The 25,889-nt window shown below is 42.0% G+C and carries 21 protein-coding genes; 13 read left to right on the plus strand and 8 right to left on the minus strand.

Annotated elements, in window-relative coordinates; genetic code table 11:
- The first annotated feature begins 251 nt into the window (after positions 1 to 251).
- Positions 252 to 956 carry an SGNH/GDSL hydrolase family protein gene (locus H8S63_RS08165; RefSeq protein ID WP_186926385.1) on the plus strand — a complete coding sequence of 235 codons (705 nt, stop codon included), beginning with the start codon at positions 252 to 254 and terminating at the stop codon, positions 954 to 956.
- 243 nt (positions 957 to 1,199) lie between these two features.
- Here the strand turns inward: H8S63_RS08165 and uvrB are convergent, their stop codons facing one another.
- Complete coding sequence (gene uvrB / locus H8S63_RS08170) at positions 1,200 to 3,233, minus strand: excinuclease ABC subunit UvrB (protein ID WP_186926387.1); 2,034 nt, start codon at positions 3,231 to 3,233, stop codon at positions 1,200 to 1,202.
- Positions 3,234 to 3,420: 187 nt separating this feature from the next.
- On the opposite strand from uvrB, the gene H8S63_RS08175 reads away from it, so the two are divergent.
- From H8S63_RS08175 to H8S63_RS08195, 5 genes are all read left to right on the plus strand, one after another.
- Positions 3,421 to 4,719: a phenylacetate--CoA ligase family protein gene (locus H8S63_RS08175; protein WP_186926389.1), complete on the plus strand. Its 1,299-nt coding sequence runs from the start codon at positions 3,421 to 3,423 to the stop codon at positions 4,717 to 4,719.
- Between the two features lie 25 nt (positions 4,720 to 4,744).
- Positions 4,745 to 5,170: an amino acid-binding protein gene (locus H8S63_RS08180; protein ID WP_007761230.1), complete on the plus strand. Its 426-nt coding sequence runs from the start codon at positions 4,745 to 4,747 to the stop codon at positions 5,168 to 5,170.
- 113 nt (positions 5,171 to 5,283) lie between these two features.
- Positions 5,284 to 6,087, plus strand: a complete 804-nt coding sequence (locus H8S63_RS08185) for an outer membrane protein assembly factor BamD (protein WP_007752362.1) — start codon at positions 5,284 to 5,286, stop codon at positions 6,085 to 6,087.
- Between the two features lie 14 nt (positions 6,088 to 6,101).
- Positions 6,102 to 6,437 (plus strand): DNA-directed RNA polymerase subunit omega, encoded by a 336-nt coding sequence (locus H8S63_RS08190; protein WP_007752374.1) that lies wholly within the window; start codon positions 6,102 to 6,104, stop codon positions 6,435 to 6,437.
- Positions 6,438 to 6,545: 108 nt separating this feature from the next.
- Positions 6,546 to 6,989, plus strand: a complete 444-nt coding sequence (locus H8S63_RS08195; protein ID WP_007752375.1) for a DUF4293 domain-containing protein — start codon at positions 6,546 to 6,548, stop codon at positions 6,987 to 6,989.
- 162 nt (positions 6,990 to 7,151) lie between these two features.
- Here H8S63_RS08195 and H8S63_RS08200 read toward each other — a convergent pair whose 3' ends face one another.
- Positions 7,152 to 7,874, minus strand: coding sequence for a porin family protein (locus tag H8S63_RS08200; RefSeq protein ID WP_186926391.1), 723 nt, complete (start codon positions 7,872 to 7,874; stop codon positions 7,152 to 7,154).
- An 8-nt stretch (positions 7,875 to 7,882) separates the two neighbouring features.
- Positions 7,883 to 9,646 (minus strand): LysM peptidoglycan-binding domain-containing protein, encoded by a 1,764-nt coding sequence (locus H8S63_RS08205; RefSeq protein ID WP_007752380.1) that lies wholly within the window; start codon positions 9,644 to 9,646, stop codon positions 7,883 to 7,885.
- Between the two features lie 157 nt (positions 9,647 to 9,803).
- Here H8S63_RS08205 and uvrA point away from each other — a divergent pair, with 157 nt between their 5' ends.
- The 3 genes from uvrA (at position 9,804) to H8S63_RS08220 (ending at position 14,823) form a co-directional block, all read left to right on the plus strand.
- A complete protein-coding gene (uvrA, locus tag H8S63_RS08210; protein ID WP_032839532.1) occupies positions 9,804 to 12,629 on the plus strand; it encodes an excinuclease ABC subunit UvrA in 2,826 nt (941 codons plus the stop codon).
- 56 nt (positions 12,630 to 12,685) lie between these two features.
- Positions 12,686 to 13,165, plus strand: coding sequence for a Cys-tRNA(Pro) deacylase (gene ybaK, locus H8S63_RS08215; protein WP_186926393.1), 480 nt, complete (start codon positions 12,686 to 12,688; stop codon positions 13,163 to 13,165).
- A 98-nt stretch (positions 13,166 to 13,263) separates the two neighbouring features.
- On the plus strand, positions 13,264 to 14,823 hold the full coding sequence (locus tag H8S63_RS08220; protein ID WP_055278814.1) for a peptide MFS transporter: 1,560 nt from the start codon (positions 13,264 to 13,266) through the stop codon (positions 14,821 to 14,823).
- A 73-nt stretch (positions 14,824 to 14,896) separates the two neighbouring features.
- Here the strand turns inward: H8S63_RS08220 and H8S63_RS08225 are convergent, their stop codons facing one another.
- On the minus strand, positions 14,897 to 15,394 hold the full coding sequence (locus H8S63_RS08225) for a GNAT family N-acetyltransferase (protein ID WP_004299981.1): 498 nt from the start codon (positions 15,392 to 15,394) through the stop codon (positions 14,897 to 14,899).
- Between the two features lie 152 nt (positions 15,395 to 15,546).
- Here H8S63_RS08225 and H8S63_RS08230 point away from each other — a divergent pair, with 152 nt between their 5' ends.
- The 4 genes from H8S63_RS08230 to H8S63_RS08245 all read left to right on the plus strand — a co-directional run bounded on the left by H8S63_RS08230 (position 15,547) and on the right by H8S63_RS08245 (position 18,678).
- Positions 15,547 to 15,873 (plus strand): PadR family transcriptional regulator, encoded by a 327-nt coding sequence (locus tag H8S63_RS08230; RefSeq protein ID WP_007752390.1) that lies wholly within the window; start codon positions 15,547 to 15,549, stop codon positions 15,871 to 15,873.
- Between the two features lie 21 nt (positions 15,874 to 15,894).
- Positions 15,895 to 16,992: a PspC domain-containing protein gene (locus H8S63_RS08235; RefSeq protein WP_186926395.1), complete on the plus strand. Its 1,098-nt coding sequence runs from the start codon at positions 15,895 to 15,897 to the stop codon at positions 16,990 to 16,992.
- 156 nt (positions 16,993 to 17,148) lie between these two features.
- Positions 17,149 to 18,147: an MBL fold metallo-hydrolase gene (locus tag H8S63_RS08240; RefSeq protein WP_186926397.1), complete on the plus strand. Its 999-nt coding sequence runs from the start codon at positions 17,149 to 17,151 to the stop codon at positions 18,145 to 18,147.
- A 24-nt stretch (positions 18,148 to 18,171) separates the two neighbouring features.
- On the plus strand, positions 18,172 to 18,678 hold the full coding sequence (locus H8S63_RS08245) for a flavin reductase family protein (RefSeq protein ID WP_186926399.1): 507 nt from the start codon (positions 18,172 to 18,174) through the stop codon (positions 18,676 to 18,678).
- 133 nt (positions 18,679 to 18,811) lie between these two features.
- Here H8S63_RS08245 and H8S63_RS08250 read toward each other — a convergent pair whose 3' ends face one another.
- From H8S63_RS08250 to H8S63_RS08265, 4 genes are all read right to left on the minus strand, one after another.
- Positions 18,812 to 20,914, minus strand: coding sequence for a S9 family peptidase (locus H8S63_RS08250; RefSeq protein WP_186926401.1), 2,103 nt, complete (start codon positions 20,912 to 20,914; stop codon positions 18,812 to 18,814).
- A gap of 48 nt (positions 20,915 to 20,962) precedes the next feature.
- Positions 20,963 to 22,294: a multidrug efflux MATE transporter BexA gene (gene bexA / locus H8S63_RS08255; RefSeq protein ID WP_186926403.1), complete on the minus strand. Its 1,332-nt coding sequence runs from the start codon at positions 22,292 to 22,294 to the stop codon at positions 20,963 to 20,965.
- 82 nt (positions 22,295 to 22,376) lie between these two features.
- On the minus strand, positions 22,377 to 24,230 hold the full coding sequence (yidC, locus tag H8S63_RS08260) for a membrane protein insertase YidC (RefSeq protein ID WP_143865627.1): 1,854 nt from the start codon (positions 24,228 to 24,230) through the stop codon (positions 22,377 to 22,379).
- A gap of 25 nt (positions 24,231 to 24,255) precedes the next feature.
- Positions 24,256 to 25,866 (minus strand): CTP synthase, encoded by a 1,611-nt coding sequence (locus H8S63_RS08265; RefSeq protein ID WP_007761204.1) that lies wholly within the window; start codon positions 25,864 to 25,866, stop codon positions 24,256 to 24,258.
- Positions 25,867 to 25,889 lie beyond the last annotated feature (23 nt).

Below are 25,889 nucleotides of genomic sequence, written 5' to 3' on the forward strand. Positions count from 1 at the left end.
TATAGATATAAAAAAAGGAGCAACGCCTTGCTCCAACCTTTGTTAACCTTAAATCTAATACTATGAAAAACACATTGCAAAGGTACGGACTTCTGTGATATTTGCAAATAATCCAAGAAAAAATGTATGTTATATAACATAGATTAAGAAAATGCATTCCTGTCTTAACGGTTATTCGGAATTTTACTGTCTATGTACAGAGATTTTTTTATCTTTGCGTCCAATATCTATTACTAATACCTAATATAAATATGGATAAAAGAAGAATGTACCAATGGTTACTGTTGGCAATTATTTGTTTAAGCTTCTCAATGGGAGAGAGCTATGCACAGAAAAAGGATTTTGCAAATTTAGCTCGTTATTCAAAACAAAATGCTGCGCTTCCGCAAGCGACAAAAAAAGATAAACGGGTTGTTTTTATGGGAAATTCCATCACTGAAGGTTGGGTAAGGACTCATCCGGACTTCTTCAAGATAAATGGATATATTGGTCGCGGAATCAGTGGGCAGACTTCCTATCAATTCTTGTTGCGTTTTCGGGAAGATGTGATTAATCTTTCTCCTGCTTTAGTGGTGATTAATGCCGGAACAAATGATGTCGCCGAAAATACACAAACTTATAATGAAGATTATACATTTGGAAATATCATCTCCATGGTCGAATTGGCTAAAGCGAATAAAATTAAAGTTATTCTGACTTCCGTACTTCCTGCCGCTGCATTCAAGTGGAGAATGGAAATTAAAGATGCTCCTCAGAAGATTAAATCTTTAAATGATCGGATAGAGGCTTATGCAAAAGCAAATAAAATTCCGTATGTGGATTATTATCAAGCATTGGTGGTTAATGAAAACCAGGCCTTGAATCCTCAATATACAAAAGACGGAGTACATCCGAACAGTGAAGGATATGATATCATGGAACCGTTGATAAAGAAAGCGATTGATAAGGCACTTTGAATACGAAGATAACGTATAGACATAAAAAAAGGAGCAACGCCTTGCTCCAACCTTTGTTAACCTTAAATCTAATACTATGAAAAACACGATGCAAAGATACGGACTTCCGGCAACTTTGCAAATTATCAGCCATTGATAAGTGTTTTTATAACTCTAATTAACGGAATGGATGACGTGATATAGGTTTGTTAAGATTTTCTATGCTTGACAATCAAATTTGTAGTAGAAGAGAAGTAGGGAAATCTATCCCCATTTCTCTTTCATTAAGTCTTCCAATTTTAATAATTCGTCACGGTATTGGGCAGCTTCAATAAATTCAAGCTTTTTGGCTGCTTCCTGCATTAGTTTGCGCGTACGTTCGATACTCTTTTCCATTTGTGCTTTACTCATATACTGTACTACCGGATCTGCCGCAATGTTCGGAGTTGTCGGTTCAATATAGGCTTGTTTTTCTTTCAGCAATTCATTTGTTTCCGAATTAGCGTTGCCGAATACATCCAAGTTTCTCGCTTTCTTGATCTGCTGTGGAGTAATGCCGTTTGCCTCATTGTATGCCAACTGTTTCTCTCGTCGACGATTGGTCTCGTCGATGGTCAGTCTCATGCTGTCCGTAATTTTATCGGCATACATGATTACTTTTCCGTTCACATTACGCGCTGCACGTCCGGCTGTCTGCGTCAACGAACGATGGGAACGAAGGAAGCCTTCCTTGTCTGCATCAAGGATAGCTACAAGAGATACTTCCGGCAAATCGAGACCTTCACGTAGCAGATTGACCCCGATCAGCACATCGTAAATTCCCTGTCGGAGGTCATCCATGATTTTTACACGTTCGAGAGTATCAACGTCGCTATGAATATAATTACACCTTATATTATTGTTGAGGAGATATTCAGTTAGCTCCTCCGCCATACGCTTGGTAAGAGTAGTGACAAGAACACGCTCTTCTTTCTCAATACGCAGTTGAATTTCTTCCATCAGATCATCGATCTGGTTCAAGCTCGGGCGTACTTCAATAATCGGGTCCAACAGTCCGGTAGGACGGATTACCTGTTCTACTACAATCCCTTCGGATTGGATGAGTTCATAGTCTGCCGGTGTAGCGCTGACATAGATCACTTGCTTCGCCATTTCCTGAAATTCTTCAAATTTCAACGGTCGGTTATCCATGGCGGCAGGTAGGCGGAAACCATACTCCACAAGATTGATTTTACGTGCCCTGTCGCCTCCGTACATTGCACGGATCTGAGGAACACTGACATGGCTTTCGTCAATGACAATCAGAAAATCGTCCGGAAAGAAATCCAGCAGACAATAAGGGCGGGTACCTGCAGCACGACCGTCGAAATAGCGGGAATAATTCTCAATGCCGGAGCAATGTCCCAATTCCCGAATCATTTCCATATCGTATGTGACACGCTCGTATAGTCTTTTCGCTTCATATTCTTTGCCGATAGACTCAAAGAAAGCGACCTGTTTGGTCAAGTCATCTTCTATCTCATGAATAGCTCGGAGGGTTGCCTCCTTAGTAGTCATGAACAAATTGGCGGGATAAATCTTATAAGCCTCGAAGGGGGCGACAGTGACTCCGCTGACTGGGTCTACCTCCTCTATGCCATCAATCTCGTCTCCCCAAAATGTGACGCGCAACAGGTTGTCCGTATATGCCAGATAAATATCCACAGTATCTCCTTTGACGCGGAAATTACCACGATTAAGGTCGATATCGTTGCGGACATACAGACTGTCTACCAGGCGGTGGAGGAAAACATTGCGGTCAATCATGCGTCCCCGTTCTATTTCAATCACATTTTTATAAAAGTCCGAAGGGTTTCCCATCCCATAGATACAGGAAACGGAAGAGACCACTACTACGTCTTTTCGTCCGGAGAGTAGGGCGGAAGTTGCGGCGAGACGGAGCTTGTCTATCTCGTCATTGATGGCAAGATCCTTTTCTATATAAGTATCGCTGCTAGGCAAATAGGCTTCCGGCTGGTAATAATCGTAGTATGAAACGTAATATTCCACCGCATTATTCGGAAAGAATCCCTTAAACTCTCCATATAATTGGGCGGCCAGCGTCTTATTATGGCTCAAAATCAATGTCGGCTTATTGATATTAGCGATTACATTGGCAATGGTAAATGTTTTTCCCGATCCTGTGACCCCCAATAAAGTCTGTGCGGGAACTCCTTGAAGTACCCCTTCAGTCAGTTGTGCGATTGCTTCCGGCTGGTCTCCGGTAGGTTTATAAGCTGATGTTAGTTCAAAATTCATAGTTAATTCTAAAATTGGAACAATATTCGGCAAAATAATCGAGATTACAAATCATTTTTCCAAATAAATCCTTTACTTTGCAACAAAATAATTGAAAATTGAGAATTGAAAATTAAAAAGTATTGCAGAAGCAGATAATTCCCTTTCATTCTCGATTCTCTATTTTTTAATTTTAATAATGAAAAGCATGATTTGGAATGAGAGCATTGAGTGTATGGATCGTGAGAGTCTTCGTAAGATTCAAAGCATACGACTCAAGAAAATTGTAGATTACGTTTATCACAACACACCCTTCTATCGGAAGAAGATGCAGGAAATGGGAGTCACTCCCGATGATATCAATAGCATTGATGATATTGTGAAACTGCCGTTTACCACGAAACATGATTTAAGAGATAATTATCCGTTCGGGCTTTGTGCTGTACCGATGAGTCAGATTGTACGTATCCATGCTTCATCCGGTACGACGGGGAAACCGACGGTTGTCGGCTATACTCGTAAGGATTTGTCTTCATGGGCGGAATGTATTTCTCGTGCCTTTACCGCATACGGGGCAGGCCGATCGGACATTTTTCAAGTATCATACGGATATGGACTTTTCACAGGCGGACTGGGGGCACATGCCGGAGCCGAAAATATCGGAGCTTCTGTGATTCCAATGTCTAGCGGTAACACTGAAAAGCAGATAACGTTGATGCATGACTTCGGTTCGACAGTACTTTGTTGCACGCCTTCTTATGCACTGTATCTGGCTGATGCGATTAAGGATTCGGGGTATCCACGTGAGGAGTTTAAGCTGAAAGTCGGTGCTTTCGGTGCAGAACCTTGGACGGAAAATATGCGCCATGAGATTGAAGAAAAGTTGGGCATTAAGGCATACGATATTTATGGATTGAGTGAAATTGCCGGACCGGGTGTGGGTTACGAGTGTGAATGCCAGCATGGAACCCACTTGAATGAAGACCATTACTTCCCCGAAATTATTGATCCGAATACATTACAGTCGGTAGAACCCGGTCAAACAGGCGAACTGGTGTTTACTCACCTTACAAAGGAAGGTATGCCGCTGCTCCGTTATCGTACGCGCGACCTTACCGCTCTACATTATGACAAATGTTCCTGTGGACGTACATTGGTACGCATGGATCGTATCTTGGGACGCAGTGATGATATGTTGATTATTCGTGGTGTCAATGTATTCCCGACACAAATAGAATCCGTTATTCTTGAAATGGCGGAATTTGAACCGCATTATCTGCTGATAGTGGGACGCGAGAATAATACCGATACGATGGAACTTCAAGTAGAAGTACGGTCGGAATTCTATTCTGATGAAATCAATAAGATGTTGGCTCTGAAGAAGAAATTGGGTGCGCGTCTGCAGAGTGTACTCGGATTGGGAGTCAATGTGAAGCTGGTAGAACCGCGTAGCATTGAACGCAGTGTGGGTAAAGCGAAACGGGTGATTGATAACAGAAAACTTTAAAACTTAAAATTAATACTCTACGATTATGGTAGCAAAACAACTTTCTATCTTTTTGGAAAACAAGTCAGGTCGTTTGACGGAAGTGACTGAAGTGCTGGCGAAAGAAGATATCAATCTTTCTGCTTTGTGCATCGCTGAAAATGCTGATTTCGGTATTTTGCGCGGAATTGTGTCCGATCCGGATAGAGCATATAAAGCTTTGAAGGATAATCATTTTGCAGTAAATGTGACCGATGTGGTCGGAATCAGTTGTCCTAATGTGCCGGGAGCTTTGGCAACTGTATTGGGATATTTGTCCGCTGAAGGGGTGTTTATCGAATATATGTACTCGTTTGCCAATAATAATGTGGCCAATGTAGTGATTCGTCCTAGCAATCTGGATAAATGTATTGAGGTGTTGAAAGAAAAGAAAGTTGATCTGCTGGCGGCTAGCGATTTGTATAAACTTTAATTGTCTTTTTCTCCCCATTTGTCGATGTTTAACGCCTTTTATGTATTAAAAAACATAGATTAATTGCTAAATTCCCTGCGAATAAGTAACTTTGCGCAATATTTTAAAATAGGATGAAGAAAAATATCATTATAACTTTGCTTGCGGCAGCTACTCTCACTTCATGTGGGGAGTATAATAAATTGCTGAAAAGCACCGATTACGAATACAAGTACGAAGCCGCTAAAAACTATTTTGCAAAAGGACAGTATAACCGTTCGGCTACTTTGTTGAACGAATTGATTACTATTCTTAAAGGAACGGATAAAGCGGAAGAATCTTTGTATATGTTGGGCATGAGTTATTATAATCAAAAAGATTATCAGACTGCGGCTCAGACTTTTATCACCTATTTTAATACATATCCCCGTGGAACTTTTACTGAATTGGCACGTTTCCATGCAGGTAAAGCATTATTTTTGGATACTCCGGAGCCACGTTTGGATCAGTCAAGTACTTATCAGGCTATCCAACAATTGCAGATGTTCATGGAATATTTCCCGAACAGTAGTAAAAAGCAAGAGGCACAGGATATGATTTTTGCTTTGCAGGATAAGTTGGTGTTGAAAGAGCTTTATTCAGCCAAATTATATTATAACTTGGGTAATTATTTGGGTAACAACTATGAGTCTTGTGTAATCACGGCTCAAAATGCACTGAAGGATTATCCTTATACTGATTATCGCGAAGAACTTTCCATCTTGATTCTGCGTGCAAGGTATGAGATGGCTATTTATAGCGTGGAAGATAAGAAAATGGATCGGTATCGTGAGACAATCGATGAATATTATGCTTTTAAGAATGAGTTTCCGGAAAGCAAATATCTGAAAGAGGCTGAGAAAATTTTCAATGAATCACAGAAAGTAATTAAAGACTAAATTTAAATAGATTTATGGACTACAAAAAGACGAATGCTCCTACTACAACGGTAACCCGTGACATGATGGAACTCTGCTCCGATACAGGGAATGTTTATGAAACAGTTGCCATTATTGGTAAGCGTGCTAATCAGATTAGTGTGGAAATCAAGAACGATCTTTCTAAGAAATTGGCAGAGTTTGCTTCTTATACTGACAACATGGAAGAAGTGTTTGAAAATAGAGAGCAAATCGAGATTTCTCGTTATTATGAGAAGTTGCCGAAACCGGACCTGATTGCTACGCAAGAATACATCGAAGGGAAAATATATTATAGAAATCCGGCTAAAGAGAAGGAAAAACTTCAGTAATTTATTTTCTGACGAAAGAATTGATAGTCAAGTAGTAAGTGGGATGACAATCCCTGCTCCTTATTGCTTGGCTATTATTGTTTAACTCAACTACTATTTATACTATTTATGATTCAAAGAATTCAAACAGTTTATTTACTGATTGTTACAGGTTTGCTGATTACAGCAATGTGCTTGCCGATGGGGTATTTTACTGATACGATGGGAGAGCACTCTTTTAAAGCTCTAGGAATAGAACTAAACGGTGCTTACGAGTCTACATGGGGCTTATTCTGCATCTTATTGCTTAGTACTATTGTTGCCGTAGCTACAATTTTCTTATATAAGAATCGTATGTTGCAGATACGTATGACGATTTTCAACAGCTTATTGCTGGTAGGCTATTACATTGCTTTTCTTGCTTTCTATTTTGCATTGAAAAATGATGCGAATATGTTTCGGGTGGGGTGGGCTTTGTGTTTGCCGCTTGTTTCCATTATTTTGAATATATTGGCTGTTCGTGCTATCGGACGTGATGAAGTGATGGTAAAGGCTGCGGATAGATTAAGATAAAATTTTCCCTATACTCTCTGAGTAATTCGTTAATAATATGATAGATAAAAAGCATAGCTTTATAGGAGTTAAAGCTATGCTTTTTGCTATCTAAAGCTGCGCTTTAGCATCTTTAAAACGATGCTTTGCAGATGTGGAAATTCTTTTTGCGTAGGAGGGGGGTTATTTCTTCAAATCGAATAAATAAGTGAGTTTTATTGAAATTGTTCCATGCGCTGCACGGGCAAAATAATCCTTTTTGGTTGTCTTGTAGAAATCGGATAAGGCAAAATAATAACGTCCTTCCACTATAAAACTACCGGCTTTTTTCGTTCTAAGCTCTACACCACCGCCTCCGGTAATGCCATAATCAAATTTATTCTGAATCTTAGTACCATATACCGCTTTTTGGGTATCATTGAGTTTATTCATATCGACTCCTTCAATCTTCTCTGATTCTCCAATGAGAAATCCTATTTGCGGTCCGGCATGGATGAAAAATTGTAAGCCTCTCTCATTACCAAATGCTAGATGTGCAAGGAAAGGAATATCAATGTAGCTCATTTTACGAGTGTAAATTTGAGTGGGGTCTTCTACCATATCTCCATTTTCTCCTGGAATCTCAAATAATTGATCCCAACCTCGTTGTGAGAAGTTCAGTTCGACCTGTGCCCCACAAATCATGGCAAAATACTTTTCAGAAATATAACGGGCTGTCAATCCTCCGGTTATTCCCATCAGGCTGTTCTGTTTGATGGTAGGAGTGAAGGATACACTATTTAAGTTGACACCTCCGTTGATACCTACAGAAAAATTGCTTCGTGCCTCTCCGATCTGAGCAGTGGCGGAGAGAGTGAATCCTGTTAGCAGAAGGCCTGCGATCAAAAATGGTTTTATCTTTATCATTTTCCGTATTATTCGAAGTCAAGTTTTACTAATTCAAAGTTTTTAGTGAAACGAATGAAGAACACTTTCTTATTAATAAATCCTCCCCAATTGTTCACACGTTGGAATTTGAAGCCGGTTTGAATAGGAGTCAGATTCATTTTAGACAGATTATTTTCAAGTTCCGAGCCATAACGTGACAATCCTTTCAAGAAAAAGAATCCGGTGTCAAAACCGAGCATTGCATAATTGGGATACTTGCTGCTTAGGTCTTTACTGTACCATTTATGGTAAGCGTTGGTAAACTGCACGGCAGCTGGGAATAGTGTGTTCGTATAAAACGAAGAATAGAAATACACGTCCAGCTCAAAGAAGCTTTCCAAATGATCTCTCGTGTAAGTCTGCCATTCCGGATAGCCGAACAAATGGATGTTCTGTCCTGCATTATCTCTGACTAACAGCGTCAATTGCGGGAGTACTTTAATAAGCAATACATTTTTTCCTGAGGTAGGAATAAAGATGTTCTCCTTATCATTGCGGAGCGCTGCTTTCAACGTTTCTTTTGTTGCATTCTCGTTGACCGTTTGCATGGAGATGCCCTTATTCTTTAGCTCTTGTTTCAAGCCACTGATAAATTCAGCCTTTTCTTTGTCGGCACTGATAGGCTCGATAAAGATAACATGCGCATTGGGAAATTGACGTGTGAAATGCTCGTAAACTTCTGAATATAAATAAGATTGTGGCGTATTGATCTGATAAACAGCCGGATTATTGAATACCTCTTCACCCTTTTGAGAGAAAGGAATCACTAGACGTATATCATTCTTTTTTGCGAAATCAGACAGTGGCTTGATTTGCTTCTGATGCATCGGGCCAAAAATAACATCCATCTTCTTCATCTCATTCTTTGAAAGAATCGCATTCAAGGTAGAAACCTCTTTTCCACTGTCATATACATATAAATCCAAAGAAGTACCTGTACGTTTCAGACTATCCACTGCCATAAGAAAACCTTCGTAGTATTCCACCATACGTTTGTCTTCCTGGAAAGGCAGTATCAATGCGGCTTTAATGGTCGACATCTTCTTGGGAGTCTCCTTACTTTCGCGGAAAAGTTCGCTGTTACTTGGAGGGATAGCATATGGATCTTCTTTCTGGGTGGGTTGCGTGGTTGTTGCCACCGGGTAGGGGATACAAAGAAGTTGTCCTTTTTTCATCCCTTTTTTAAGTTCGGGATTAGCGGCAATCAGTTCCTCTTCACTGATTCCGTATTCGCGGCTTACGCTAAAGATTGTTTCTTTGCGTTTTACTTTATGCATTTCTTTGCATCTGGGAACCACAGGACCTTGAATATTACTTTGCTCAGTCGGTTTTTGGGCGGTAACGACCTGTTCCTTCTCCTTTTGCGGGATAAGAATTACCTGTCCGATACGGAAATTCTCAGCGCTCAATCCCGGATTCGCTTCACATATATCCTTAGCAGATATATTGTACATTGTTGTCAGTTTATACAGTGTCTCTCCGGCTTGAATTGTATGGAATGTTTCTCCTTTCTGGCTTTCTTTTCCTTTGGGAATTTTAATGGTTTGTCCGGCATAAATTTTCTCGTCACAACCGGGATTCAAATGGATAATATCCGATGTTGTGACATTGTACATCTTGGATATAGAATATAAACTTTGTCCTTTTTCGATGGTATGCAAGAAATAGGATTGATTCTCCTGTGCATAACTGACGGCGTATGAAACGCTTATAAAAAGCAGAAATAAGAATATTCGGTTTATCGGTTTCATCAAATTATAACTATTGGTTTTTGAAATCAAGGAACAAAGGTACGAATAATGCCCTATATCTTCATAAGATTTGAGTTAAGAAAATAATATTGTGCTTTTTTAGGAGCATATTTCGGGCGGAAACATTAATTTTGCAGCATTTATGAAGGATATGAATATGCAGGAAACAGAATATATTAATGTGTACGGTGCGCGCGTGCACAATTTGAAGGATATTGACGCTGAGATTCCCCGTAACAGTCTGACTGTCATCACCGGATTGAGCGGCAGTGGGAAATCTTCTTTAGCTTTCGATACGATTTTTGCAGAAGGGCAGCGCCGCTATATTGAGACCTTTTCAGCGTATGCCCGCAATTTTCTGGGTAATTTGGAGCGTCCGGATGTCGACAAAATCACAGGTCTGAGCCCGGTGATTTCCATTGAACAGAAAACGACGAACAAGAATCCCCGTTCTACGGTGGGTACGACGACTGAGATCTATGACTACCTCCGTCTGCTATATGCCCGTGCCGGAGTAGCTTATTCGTATTTGTCCGGTGAGGAAATGGTGAAATACACCGAAGAACAGATTCTGGAATTGATCCTGAAAGATTATAAAGGAAAGAAGATCTATTTGCTCGCCCCGTTGGTTCGTGCACGTAAAGGACATTATAGGGAACTGTTCGAGCAGGTGCGAAAAAAAGGATATTTATATGTCCGGGTAGATGGTGAAGTGCGTGAAGTAACGCATGGAATGAAGCTCGACCGTTATAAGAATCACGATGTGGAAGTGGTGATTGATAAACTGGTGGTGACCGAAAAAGACGACCGGCGGCTGAAACAAAGTGTGGCGACTGCTATGCGTCAGGGAGACGGCTTGATGATGATTTTAGATGCCCAGTCGGAAAGTATCCGTCATTATAGTAAACGTCTTATGTGTCCTGTGACAGGACTTTCTTATCGCGAACCTGCTCCGCATAACTTTTCATTCAACTCCCCGCAGGGAGCATGCCCGAAATGTAAAGGGCTGGGCGTTGTCAATCAGATTGATGTGGATAAGGTGATTCCCGACCGTGAACTATCCATTTATGAGGGGGCAATCGCACCTCTGGGAAAATATAAAAATGCCATGATTTTCTGGCAAATCAGTGCTTTGCTGGAAAAGTACGATGCGTCATTAAAAACTCCGGTCAAGGAATTGCCGGATGATGCCATCGAAGAAGTTCTCTATGGTTCTGATGAACGGATTAAGATCAAAAGCTCGTTGATTGGTACTTCCTCTGACTATTTTGTTACCTATGAAGGTGTTGTGAAGTACATCCAGATGTTGCAGGAGAAAGACGCTTCCGCAACAGCGCAGAAATGGGCGGAGCAATTTGCTAAAACCACTGTTTGCCCCGAATGTAAGGGAGCCCGTTTGAATAAGGAGGCATTGCATTTCCGTATCCATGATAAGAATATCAATGAGCTGGCGAATATGGATATCAACGAGTTGTACGACTGGTTGATGAAGGTGGATGAATTTCTTTCCGACAAGCAGAAAAAGATATCAGTGGAGATTTTGAAAGAAATCCGTACACGTTTGAAGTTCCTGTTAGATGTAGGGTTGGACTATCTTGCCTTAAACCGTAGTTCCGTTAGTCTGTCCGGAGGAGAAAGCCAGCGCATCCGTTTGGCCACTCAGATCGGTTCGCAGTTGGTGAATGTGTTGTATATTCTCGACGAGCCGAGTATCGGTCTGCATCAGCGTGATAATTTGCGCCTTATCAATTCTTTGAAAGAACTTCGGGACATCGGTAATTCCGTGATCGTGGTAGAGCATGATAAGGATATGATGCTTGCTGCCGATTATGTCATTGATATGGGGCCGAAGGCCGGTCGTCTTGGTGGGGAAGTGGTTTTTGCAGGCACTCCACAAGAGATGCTGAAAACCAGTACAATGACTTCGCAATACTTGAACGGACAGATGAAGATAGAAGTTCCAGCCAAACGCAGAAAAGGAAACGGAAAGTCTATCTTGTTGAAAGGAGCGAAAGGAAATAACCTGAAAAATGTAGATGTGGAGTTCCCGTTAGGCAAATTGATTTGCGTAACAGGAGTATCGGGAAGTGGAAAATCCACCTTGATTAATGAAACCTTGCAACCGATTCTTTCACAGAAATTCTACCGTTCTTTGCAAGATCCTTTGGAGTACGATTCTATTGAAGGGCTGGAATATATAGATAAGGTGGTGGATGTTGACCAGTCCCCGTTGGGACGTACTCCTCGTTCCAACCCGGCTACTTACACAGGTGTATTTTCGGACATTCGTAATTTGTTCGTTGGATTGCCGGAAGCTAAGATTCGTGGTTACAAGCCGGGACGTTTCTCCTTCAATGTAGCGGGCGGGCGTTGCGAAGCGTGTTCGGGAAACGGTTATAAGACGATTGAAATGAACTTCCTTCCGGATGTATATGTGCCCTGTGAAGTATGTCATGGCAAACGTTACAACCGCGAAACGTTGGAAGTCCGTTTTAAGGGGAAATCCATTGCCGATGTGCTGGATATGACAATCAATCGTGCTGTGGAATTCTTTGAAAATGTTCCGCAGATTCTCAATAAAATTAAAGTTCTGCAAGATGTCGGATTGGGCTATATTAAGTTAGGTCAATCTTCTACCACTCTTTCCGGTGGCGAGAGCCAGCGTGTGAAACTGGCTACGGAACTGTCGAAGAGAGATACGGGCAAAACACTTTATATTTTGGATGAGCCGACTACCGGACTTCATTTTGAGGATATACGGGTGCTGATGGGAGTATTGAACAAACTAGTCGATAAAGGTAATACAGTTATCGTTATCGAGCATAATCTGGACGTTATAAAAATGGCGGATTATATCATCGATATGGGTCCGGAAGGTGGTAAAGGCGGGGGAGAACTCCTTAGTTGCGGGACACCCGAAGAAGTTGCGAAGAGTTCTAAAGGATATACACCTAGGTTTCTTCGCGAAGAATTAGGACTTTGATTTTGCAAAGAATGGTGACCTTGATGATCTGAATAATAAATGCCAATTTATAGAAGATGAGAATCAATAAAACAAATGCTGCCCGCTTGTTGGATAAAGCAAAGATAATATATGAGTTAATCCCATACGAAGTAGACGAGAATGATTTAAGTGCCGTGCATGTGGCAGCCAGTTTGGGTGAGAATATTGAACAAGTATTCAAGACGCTTGTTTTGCACGGTGATAAGAACGGATATTTTGTATGTGTTATTCCGGGAGAGCACGAAGTCGATTTGAAATTGGCGGCTAAGGCTTCCGGCAATAAGAAATGCGACCTGATACCTATGAAAGAGCTATTGCCGCTTACCGGATATATTCGTGGCGGTTGTTCCCCTATTGGTATGAAGAAGCATTTTCCGACCTATATTCATGAGACTTGCCGGAAATTCCCGTATATTTATGTAAGTGCCGGCACAAGAGGGCTTCAAATAAAAATAGCTCCGGACGATTTGATTCGTGAATCCGGAGCGGAAACTTGTCGTTTGTTTGAAGACTAGTTTTACAAATTATTTGTGCAAAAACTCAGGAAAAAGTATATATTTGCAAGAAATATTTATTTAATTCAATCAATTATTAATTCTAAAAACTTATATCTATGTTCAGTAAACACCCTAAAGGTCTGATTGCTGCGGCTTTAGCTAATATGGGAGAGCGTTTTGGCTTCTATATTATGATGGCGATTTTGACGTTATTTATTTCAGCGAAATTCGGATTGTCCGAGACGACTACCGGATACATCTATTCCGCATTTTACGCATCCATTTATATTTTAGCTTTAGCGGGAGGTGTTATTGCTGATAAGACGAAAAATTTCAAAGGCACTATTTTGGTGGGATTAATACTGATGGCTGTCGGTTATTTGATTATTGCCATTCCTACTCCTACTCCGGTTCCTAATATGGCTCTTTATTTGGGGCTGACTTGTTTCGGACTTTTAGTGATTGCTTTTGGTAACGGCTTGTTTAAAGGAAACCTGCAAGCTCTGGTAGGTCAGATGTATGATGATCCTAAATATTCCAATCTTCGTGATGCCGGTTTCCAGATATTTTATATGTTTATTAATATCGGTGCTGTTTTTGCACCGTTTATTGCTATCGGTGTGCGTAACTGGTGGTTGAAAGTGAATAACTTTGATTATGATGCCACTTTGCCGGAGTTATGTCATCAATATTTGGAAAAAGGAAAAGATATGGCTCCACAGGCTATGGAAAATCTGACTACGTTAGCTAACAGTGTTGTCTTGGATAAAACTCATGTAACAGATATGGGCGTATTTGTAAATAATTACCTTGATGTATTTAATCGCGGTTTCCAATATGCCTTTATGGCTGCTATCGGTGCTATGATTATTTCGTTGATTATTTATATGGCAAATAAGAAGCGCTTCCCGGATCCGGCAACGAAAGCAAAAACAGATAAAGGAGCGACAATGGTGAATAAAGAAGAAATTCGGATGAGTGCTACTGAAATAAGACAGCGTATCTATGCCCTGTTTGCTGTATTCGGTGTTGTTATTTTCTTCTGGTTATCTTTCCATCAGAATGGTTATTCTTTGACCTATTTTGCCCGTGACTATGTGGATTTAAGTGTGATTAATATCGACTTAGGTTTTACGCAGATCAAGGGAGCTGAAATATTCCAGAGCGTTAATCCATTCTTCGTTGTATTCCTGACCCCATTTATTATGTGGATGTTCGGCTCAATGAAAAAGAATGGTAAGGAACCTTCTACCCCGATGAAGATTGCCATCGGTATGGGTATTGCCGCATTAGCGTATGTATTCTTGATGGTATTCTCCTTTACATTGCCTTCGAAAGAGGTGTTGGGTACTATGAGTGCTGCTGAAATCAATGCTATCCGTGTTACTCCATGGATTATGATCGGCCTGTATTTCATTCTTACGGTTGCCGAACTGTTCATCTCTCCTCTGGGATTATCATTTGTATCTAAAGTAGCCCCTCCTCATTTGCAAGGATTGATGCAAGGTTGCTGGTTGGCTGCGACAGCTGTGGGTAACTCGCTGTTGTTTATCGGTGGTATTCTTTATACAACTGTTCCTATTTGGGCTTGTTGGTTGGTATTTGTAGGAGCAACAGGTGCTTCCATGATTGTAATGCTTTCAATGGTAAAATGGCTGGAGCGTGTAGCGAAATAAAATCTTGCCATTAACTAAATAAACAAAATGCCCCGGAACAAGTATCATAAATGTTCCGGGGCATTTTTGTATATCAAATATCCAGTCCCATAATATAATCATTCATATAATACCCGTTACCAATCGGGAAATCACCTTCTCGCAACTTTCTCATTCCCATGTGCTCGTAAAACTGCAAAGCCTTATTATTACGATTTACATTGAGCTCCATCAAACAAGGCTCCGGGTGTATTTCTTTGATACACTTGATTGCCTCCTTGAATAAAAAACTGCCGCAATGCGTGCCCTGAAAACGTGGGAGGACATATATCTTCTGAAGATGGAATACATCTTTCTCCTGTTGTTGAATGGAAACGTATCCGCATGGTTCATTCTCCTTATAAGCAATGGAGTACACATGTCCTTCTTCCTCCATTTGTTTACGCACATTGGAAGGAGCATACATCCAGTCCATCATATAATCCAGTTGTTCGGGAGATAAAATTTCCTTGTAGGTGGCGGGGAATACCTCCTTTGCCATCTTATGAATAAGCTCGCAATCGGCTACTGTTGCTTTTCGAATTGTAAACATATCTATTATTTAATGGGCACAAATATAGCCATTATTTCTTTTTATAATAAGGTGGAGAGTCTCTAATGTTTTAATTATTATTAATTTATAGTACTTTGTAATGCAAGGTACTAAAGTAATGCATATATTTGTGTATCTAAAAGAAGTGAATAATGAAAGTAGACAATGTAAAATCACAGATGAGGAAAGGTATGCTTGAATATTGCATCATGCTTTTGCTACACAAGGAACCCTCTTATGCTTCTGATATCATTCAAAAATTGAAAGAAGCCCAACTGATCGTGGTGGAAGGCACTTTGTATCCATTGCTTACCCGTCTGAAAAATGACGACCTGTTAAGTTATGAATGGGTAGAATCTACCCAAGGACCTCCCCGCAAATACTATAAATTGACCGAACAGGGAGAAGTCTTTTTGGGAGAACTTGAAATTTCCTGGAAAGAACTCAATGAAACAGTGAATCATATTGCCAATAGATAATCCGAAAAAGAAGAAATAAAAATGAAAAAGACATTGACCATAAATTTAGGAGGAATTGTCTATCATATAGATGATGATGCCTACCGATTGTTAGACAATTATCTGTCTAACCTCAAACATTACTTTCGTAAACAGGAGGGTGCGGAAGAGATCGTAAACGATATTGAAATGCGTATTGCCGAACTGTTTGCCGAGAAAGTAACTGAAGGGAAACAGGTCATCACAGTTTCGGATGTAGAAGAAATTATCGCCCGTGTCGGCAAACCGGAAGACTTTGGAATTGCTGATGAGGATATGGACTCACAGAAAAGAACGGAACAAACATCGTCCGCTAATCAAGGCAGTACGCAAACCGCTGCTCAACGCCGCTGGTTTCGTGATCCGGATAATAAATTGTTGGGAGGCGTAGCGGCAGGATTGGCAGCTTACTTCGGTTGGGATATCACATTAGTGCGTATATTGATGATTATCCTGCTATTTGTACCTTATTGCCCGATGATTATACTTTATATTATCGGATGGATCGTTATTCCGGAAGCCCGTACTGCCGCGGAAAAATTGAGTATGCGTGGAGAAGCAGTGACCATTGAGAATATTGGCAAAACAGTGACAGACGGTTTCGAACGCGTAGCGGACGGAGTCAACAACTATATGAATTCCGGCAAACCTCGTACCTTTCTTCAAAAGATAGGCGATGTATTTGTTTCCATTGCTGCTGTTCTCTTTAAAATATTTCTGGTAGCTCTTGTTATTCTTTGCTGCCCTGTCTTGTTCGTACTGGCCGTTGTACTGGTAGTATTGGTGTTTGCAGCAATTGCCGTGGTAGTTAGCGGAGGAGCACTGCTTTACGAGATGCTGCCTGCCATCGACTGGATGCCGGTTGCTTCCGTATCTCCAATGATGACACTGCTAGGTACGATTGCCGGAGTTGCTCTCATCGGTATTCCGTTAGGAGCTTTCTTGTATACTATCTTGCGGCAATTATTCCATTGGTCACCGATGGGAACAGGCTTGAAATGGTCGCTATTGATTCTATGGATATTGGGTGCAGTCATAATGATTATTAATCTTTCAGCTCTTGGCTGGCAACTGCCTTTGTACGGCTTGCACTGCTCTTAACGAAGTCTCATTCTATTAAAAAAAAGGATAATATTTATTCTTTTATAAGTAAATGTACCCCGATAGTGTGTCCGGGGTACATTTTTTGTTTACTCTAATTCATCGTAAATCGAGAAATTTTTAGTAAGTTTGTAAATACGTATTCAGGAAATAAAAATGGGTGAACATATATGTTTTAGGAGAAACGAACGTTTAGCGACAGTCAACCCTTATTGGAGAGGAAATCCGATGGTGCGCGGGCGTTTTTTTAATCGGCAGCATCGCTTCCGTCCGGGGATGGGGAGTGTACTGAAATGGCGTCTTTCGCCCAATCCTCAACGCAAGGAGAAGAAGACGGTGAAATGGGATCCGAAAGTTTGTTACCTCCGTTCATTGGATGCGGTGGTAGGAGATTCCCTGATATGGCTCGGACATAATTCTTTCTTTCTGCAATTAGCAGGTAAACGAATCATGTTCGATCCTGTGTTCGGCAGTATTCCTTTTGTGAAGAGACAGAGCGAGTTTCCTGCTAATCCTGACATATTTACAGGGATTGATTATCTACTTGTCAGCCATGACCATTTCGATCATCTGGACAAGAAGAGTATAGCACGCCTATTGAAGAATAACCCGCAAATGAAACTCTTTTCTGGATTGGGAACCGGTGAACTGATTCAGGGATGGTTTCCTGAAATGAAGGTGATTGAAGCCGGATGGTATCAACAAATGGAAGATGAGGGATTGAAGATTACTTTTCTACCGGCACAACACTGGAGCAAACGTTCCGTACGCGATGGCGGCCAGCGATTGTGGGGAGCCTTCATGCTGCAAGGAGATGGAATCTCCCTTTATTACAGTGGTGACACAGGTTATTCCAGCCACTTTCGTGAAATCCCCGGTCTGTTCGGAGCACCTGATTACGCTTTGTTGGGTATCGGGGCATATAAACCTCGCTGGTTTATGCGTCCCAATCATATATCGCCTCACGAGTCTTTGACTGCTGCCGAAGAAATGCATGCAGGACTTACTATCCCCATGCATTATGGCACATTCGATTTGTCTGACGAGCCTTTGCATGATCCCCCGAAAGTCTTTGCAACAGAGGCAAAGAAACGGAAGATCTCTGTGGAAATTCCTTATTTGGGAGAGATCGTGAAATTGAAGAAACAGAAATAAGAATACTTAGATACGAATAAAGAGATGAAGAAATTAGAAGTAAAAGACCTGAAAGAAAACTTTTTCGAAGCAATCGGAAAAGAGTGGATGCTCGTAACGGCGGGAACAAAAGAGAAGTTTAACACCATGACAGCAAGTTGGGGTGGCATTGGCTGGTTGTGGAATAAACCGGTTGCTTTCGTTTTTATCCGTCCCGAACGGTATACATACGAGTTTGTGGAGGAGAACGATCACCTGACACTTTCTTTCTTAGGAGAAGAAAATAAGAAGATTCACGCTGTTTGTGGTTCCAAGTCGGGACGTAATATAGATAAAGTAAAAGAAACCGGATTGAAACCTGTATTTACAGAAAAAGGTAATGTCCTGTTCGAGCAGGCACGTTTGAGCCTGGAATGTAAGAAACTTTATGCTGACGCTATCAAACCGGAATGTTTTCTGGATAAGGAATCATTGGAAAAGTGGTACGGTGGTGCTCATGGCGGTTTCCATAAGATGTATATTGTAGAAATTGAAAATATTTATTCGGAGTAAATTTAGCGAACTTTTTTATAATTTTAGCCGATTTTGATGAATGCAATGGAGAAGCCCCTGAACTCAAAAGATTGAGAACAGGGGCTTCTTTTAGTTTACTATGTTTATTCTACTATGTAATTAACGTAAAATTTTATTTGGACGGCGCTTTCTTTACCCATTTATCCAGCCATTCAAAGAATGTGCGCTGCCATAACACTCCATTCTGTGGCTTCAATACCCAGTGGTTTTCATCCGGATAAATCAGCAACTCTGCAGGAACACCACGCATCACGGCAGCATCAAAAGCAGCCATTGCCTGATTAGCCAGAATACGGTAGTCTTTTTCTCCATGAATACAGAGAATAGGAGTATCCCATTTCTCTACGAATAGGTGAGGAGAGTTGGCAAACGTACGCTGTGCCACCGGATTCTGTTTTTCCCAGTATGCGCCTCCCATATCCCAGTTGGCAAACCATTTTTCTTCAGTTTCCAGATACTGCATTTCCATGTTGAAGATACCATCATGAGCAATGAACGCTTTGAACCGTTTGTCGTGATGTCCGGCCAACCAATATACAGAGAATCCTCCGAAGCTGGCACCTACGCATCCCAGACGATCTTTGTCCACATACGGCTCTTTTGCCATTTCATCGATAGCAGTGAAGTAATCCTTCATACACTGGCCACCGTAATTGCCACTAATCTGTTCGTTCCATTCCACACCGAATCCCGGCAAACCGCGACGGTTCGGAGCAACGATGATATAATCATTAGCTGCCATAATCTGGAAGTTCCAGCGATAAGACCAGAACTGGCTTACCGGGCTCTGCGGACCTCCTTCACAGAACAGCAAAGTCGGATATTTCTTGTTCGGATCAAACTGTGGAGGATAAATCACCCATGTCAACATCTGTTTACCATCTGTTGTTTTCATCCAGCGACCTTCCACTTTACCCATTTCTAGCTGGTCATAGATTTGTTTGTTCTCCTGTGTCAGTTGAGTGGTAGAACCATCCAGTGCCACAGTGTAAATCTCATCACCCATACTCATTGAATGACGTTTCGCAATCAGCTTATCTCCGAAAAGAGCTACCCCTTCGTAATCATACATCCCTGAAGTAATAGCCTTTACCGAATCATTTGCCAGGTCAAGCGCATAAATTTGTGATTCTCCATGCCATACACCTGTGAAATAGATCACTTTAGCATCTGCTCCCCAGACAAAAGCATCTACATTCGATTCGAACGCTTTGCTCACAAAACGCTTCTCGCCGGTTTCCAGGTTCATGATGAACAGACGGTTCAGATCAGCTTCGTATCCGTCACGTTCCATGCTCTGCCAGGCAATATACTTCCCATCTGGTGAATATTGCGGATTGGTGTCGTATCCTTTGTTCTCTTCCGTTATATTCTCCGTTTTCTTCGTGTTCAGGTCATAAATATAAATGTCCGAATTCGTAGAGATTGCATATTCCAGTCCGGTTTTTTTACGACAAGTATAGGCCACCTTATCCGAAGTCGTATTCCAGGCAAGTTGTTCGATACCCCCCCAAGGTCTCATCGGACTTTCATACGGTTCGCCGTCCAAAATGTCTATGACATTGGAAATACTGTTTCCATCAAAATCTGCAATGAACGGATGCGGTGCCATCGTGACCCATTCATCCCAATGCTTGTACATCAGGTCGGTAACGATGATACCCGTAGCTTTAGGTAAATCCGGATACTTATCTACTGTGCTGTCTTTAGTCTTTACTTGTGAGATAAACAAAAGCTTTTTGCCATCCGGTGAGATGGAAAATCCCTCGATATCTCCGTCGTAGTTAGTCAGTTGTCTGCGTTCGCTACCATCCGGATTCATCTCATAAAGCTGGCTACTACCGCTGTCATTGCTTAGGAATGCTAGTTTGCTGCCCCCTTTTATCCAAGTCACCTCATTCTCTTGATAAGGAGTGTGGGTAATTTGTAGGTTATCGCTTCCATCTGCATTCATTACAAATACTTCGCGGTTACTCTTGTTCTCCGGCACACTGTAATACGCTACCGTATACGCGATCTTCTTTCCGTCGGGCGATACAGCGAATCCGCCAATACGTCCCATAGCCCAAAGTGCTTCGGGAGTCATGCGCTTCCCTTCGATCTTGATATCCGATTTCTCGATAAGCACCTGATCCGTTTTGCCTGCGTCTTTGGTTCCTCCGCAGGCAGCTAACAACATTGCTGCCGACATCATAAATAAATTAGCTTGTCTCATATATTTTATAAAATGTTTATTTTCTTGCGAAGATAGTGAAAAAAGAATTTAGATTTTCTTTTTCTGCCAGTTTCCTTTCTTCATGTATTGATAACAGAAGAGCAGGATGAAAGTACCATACACGCTTTCCGTTGTCCAAGAAAAAGCGACATCCATTTTCAGATAGAGAATGAAGTACGTGGCATAGGCTACATAAATTGCCAATACGCAAAGCTCCATAGCCAATGCAGTCCGCGTATTTCCCGTACCGGATACCGATTGGAAATAGACATTGGCGGGTACTAACACCAGATAAGCGGAGCACAACACCCATAATGAAGGTACAGAGGCAGCCCTTAGATCCGGCATATCCGTGTAAATACTCAGAATCAGGTCGGGAAACAGACAGAAGAAAATCAATATCGGCAATACGAATACGTATCCGATACGGATATGTTGTCTGACGGTCCCTCGAACACAATCTTGTTCGCCCGCCCCGATGAGGTTGCTGACCAGCGAACCGCAGGTGGTGGCAAAAGCCATTGCAATCATAAACGGTATTCCTGATACGTTGCGGATAATATTGGCGATAGCCAGTGAGCGTTCTCCCAGATGTTCTACGAACAGGAAGAACATGAACCAGGTGGACAAAGAAACAAAATTCTGAATCATCGTCCACACCGAAACATTGAGAATCCGCTTCAATGTCTTTCTCTGGAATTTGGGTAATATATTCAATGCATATTTCTTGCAGTCAATCCGCTTCCAGGTATAAATGATAAAGAAAATCACCGATACCATTTCCGCCAATGAAGAACCGATAGCGGCACCGGCAATTCCCAGTTGCGGGAAACCGAACTTACCGAAAATCAGGATATAGTTGAATACCACATTCGAAAGCACCATAACAATGGAGTTCAGAGTCAGTGTCTTTGTTTGTGTCGTACCAACAAAGAATGCACGGAACATCACCATGACAAACGAGAAAAAGAAACCATATACACGCCAATGGATATAACTTTCGGCTGCATCATAAATATGTGGTGACGAAATGATATTCCTTAGAATATGTGGTGAAAATACGATGGACAGCGTGAATAGAATGACGGCAACAGCCAGCAGGAAATAGATTCCCTGATAGAAGATCGGTCCTATTTCCTTGTAGTTTCCTTCTCCGTTACGGCGGGCAATTAATATCTGCGCACCGATACTGAATCCGAATGCCATCATGAAAATAGCCAGATAATATACACCGGCAATGGCGGACGCGCCCAGTTCAATTTCCCCGACACGTCCCAGAAAAGCAGTGTCCGTCATACCGATCATTTGCTCCATGATCAGACTGATGAGGATAGGGTAGGCTATTGTCCAAATTTGTTTATAAGTATATTTTGTTTTCATCTTATTTCATTTTTAGAGAAAGAAAGCCGGGCAACCCAAGTAGGATGTCCGGCTCTTTCAGAATATAATAGGATTTTCTTCCTTATTTCTTATTCTGTCTTTGCTGCTGCAATAACTCTTGTTGTTTTTGCATTGCCTCCAGGCGGGCAGCAAATCCGGTCTTTTTCATTTGTTTCGGGTCTTTCTTTTTCGCTTCCAGGATAGCCAGCAATTTTGTTTCGTCAGTCGTTTTGCGAAGCAAAATCATGGTACCTACGCTAATCAAGGTCGACACGAAGTAGTAGTAGTTCAAACCTGACGGATAATCGTTCAAGACAAACAGGAACATAATCGGCATCAGATACATCATCCATTTCATAGCCGCCATTTGCGGTTGCGCTCCATTATCCTGCATAGACATTGTGTACTTCGTATTCAGAATATTAGTCACAGTCATCAGCAAGCAGAACAAACTGAGGTGGTTGCCCAAGAACGGGATATGGAACGGGAATGTAATGAATGCATCGTATGTAGAAAGGTCGTCAGCCCATAAGAAGCTCTGTTGGCGTAGTTCGATAGCACTCGGCACGAACATAAACAAAGCCATCAGGATAGGAAACTGCAACAACATCGGCAGACAGCCGCCCATCGGGCTTACCCCGTACTGGCTGTAAAGGCCCATCACCTCCTGTTGCTTCTTCATCGCATCCTCCTGCTTCGGATATTTCTTGTTGATTTCGTCGATTTTTGGTTTCAGTACACGCATCTTGGCAGATGACATATAGGTCTTCCACGTAGCCGGATAAACCACAACCTTCACCATGATGGTCAGAATCAACAACACGATACCCATGCTCAAGCCCCAGCCCGACAGCCAGTCGAATACGTTAATCGTGATAAACTGATTGATCCAGCGGATTAACGGCCAACCCAAGTATACCAGTCTGTTCAATTCCCATTTTTCGTCACGTCCCTTATCCAATGCTTTCAACGTTTTGAAGTGGTTCGGACCAAAATAGAAATACATCTCTGTCGGTTCTTTACCCGATGGATCGAAGAAAGTATTCATTTCAGCAGAATAATCTTTGATATATCCGCTTCCCTGTTGCTCCATTCTTGATTTCACGGAAACCTTGTCGAAGTCCTGCTCGGCAATGAATACCGATGAAAAGAACTGGTTCTTGAAAGCTACCCAGTCAATGCGGTTTTCCAATGTCTTGCTGTCGTCTTTGGCTGCCGACAGATTATCCACATCATCTCCTTTGATCTTATAAGTAAGCTCTGCCAAGCGGTTTTCGTAAGTGAATCCTTTTTCCAGTTGGCGGGCACGCTGTGACCAATCGATATCCACATAATTGGTATTTGCCAATTTGTCTGTCATACCTGTCGCCTTGATTTCAAAGTTCATCAGATAGCTGTCCGGTTTCAACGTGTAGATAAAGTCGATATAACTTGCGCTATCTGCCGCCAGACGCATGACCACACTGCTATCCGTCTTGTTTGCCACTTCAAAGAAATAATCCTTTGTCTGGATAGCTCCTTCCTTATTATAGAAGTTGAAATTCATCGATGCATCGTCACCGTCAAACAGTACAACCGGTGTCTTCTTGTCCTGTGCCATGTAATCCTTCAGCATGGCTGAATAGACACGTCCGCCTTTGGTTGTGAAAGTGATTTCCGCTACATTGTTTTGGATACTGACTTTAGAGTCTGTTCCCTGCAATGCATTGAAAAACAGGGAGGATGAATCGGCAGCAGATGCCGCCTCTTTCTTGCTGTTAGCCAGTGCTGCCTCCGTTTTTGCTTTCAGTGCCTCTTCCTGCTGTTGTACAAGAGCGATAGAATCGTAGTATCTTTTTTGCGCAGCTATCTGCTCCTCACTGGGACGGCTCAGAAAGCTGAATCCTACTAACAATATACCTATTAAAACGAGACCTGTGATGGTATTTTTATCCATTCTTATTTTAATTACAAATTACTAATTACTTTTCGTTTTCGATAGCCGCTTTCACAAACGCCACGAACAACGGGTGCGGGTTCAGTACCGTGCTTCCATATTCCGGATGGAACTGCGTACCTACGAACCATTTCAATGTCGGAATTTCTACGATTTCCACCAGATCCGATTCGGGATTGATACCTACACATTTCATACCGGCAGCTTCGTACTGTTCCTTGTAGTCATTATTGAACTCGTAACGGTGACGGTGGCGTTCCTGAATATGTTCCTCTCCGTATGCCTGATATGCTTTAGAGCCTTTCTGCAATACACACTCGTAAGCACCCAAACGCATGGTTCCGCCCATATTGGTGATCGCTTTCTGCTCTTCCATGATATCAATCACGTTGTGCGGAGTCTTCTCATCCATTTCGCGTGAGTTGGCGTCTGTATATCCCAATACGTTGCGGGCAAATTCGATGGCGATACATTGCATCCCCAGACAGATTCCGAAAGTCGGAATATCATGTGTACGTGTATATTTGATAGCTACAAACTTACCGTCAATACCCCGTTGGCCGAATCCCGGTCCGATCATGACACCCGCCATACCTTTCAAGGCTTCACCCACATTCTCGTCCGTCAGCTTTTCGCTGTTTACGAAATGTACTTCCACTTTGCGGTCGTTGTAAGTACCGGCCTGCGACAATGCTTCACGAATAGATTTGTAAGCATCCTGCAAATCATATTTTCCGACCAATGCGATGTTGATAGGCTCTTTGGTCTCAGCTGCGTGGCGGCGTTCCAAGAATTTACGCCATGGACCGAGCCCCGGAGTTTCTCCTACCGGCAGTCCCATTTTTTCGAGAATGGTGCTATCCAAGCCTTGTGCCTGCATCAGGATAGGAACCTCGTAGATTGTTTCTGCGTCGATAGATTGCACTACGGCTTTATCATCCACATTACAGAATTGTGCCACTTTCTTGCGCAGTCCGTCACTTAGCGGATGTTCGGCACGCAGTACCAGTACATCCGGCTGGATACCCACACTTTGGAGCTCCTTTACAGAATGTTGCGTCGGTTTTGTTTTCAACTCTCCGGCGGCAGCAAGGTAAGGAACATAAGTCAGGTGCACGCAAAGAGCATTCTTACCGAGTTCCCACTTCAACTGACGGATACTTTCGAGGTAGGGGAGTGACTCGATATCGCCTACCGTACCACCGATCTCGGTGATGACAAAATCGAATTTGTATTTGTTACCGAGCAGTTTCACATTCCGTTTGATTTCATCCGTGATATGCGGAATCACCTGAATCGTTTTACCCAGATAGTCTCCACGACGCTCTTTGTCGATGACGCTTTTGTAGATGCGTCCTGTAGTAATGTTGTTCGCCTTAGTCGTTTGTATGCCCAGAAATCTTTCATAATGTCCCAGGTCGAGATCGGCTTCGTGTCCGTCTACCGTTACATAGCATTCTCCGTGCTCGTATGGATTCAGTGTTCCCGGGTCGATGTTGATGTACGGGTCAAACTTTTGAATGGTTACATTATAACCTCTTGCTTGCAGCAACTTACCGATGGAAGATGAAATGATACCTTTTCCTAATGAAGAGGCAACACCACCGGTGACGAAAATATACTTTGTTTCTCCCACAGCTATAACTGTTTTTAAAATTG

This window comes from Bacteroides sp. NSJ-39 (assembly GCF_014287315.1).
In the GTDB taxonomy this organism is placed as follows: domain Bacteria; phylum Bacteroidota; class Bacteroidia; order Bacteroidales; family Bacteroidaceae; genus Bacteroides; species Bacteroides finegoldii.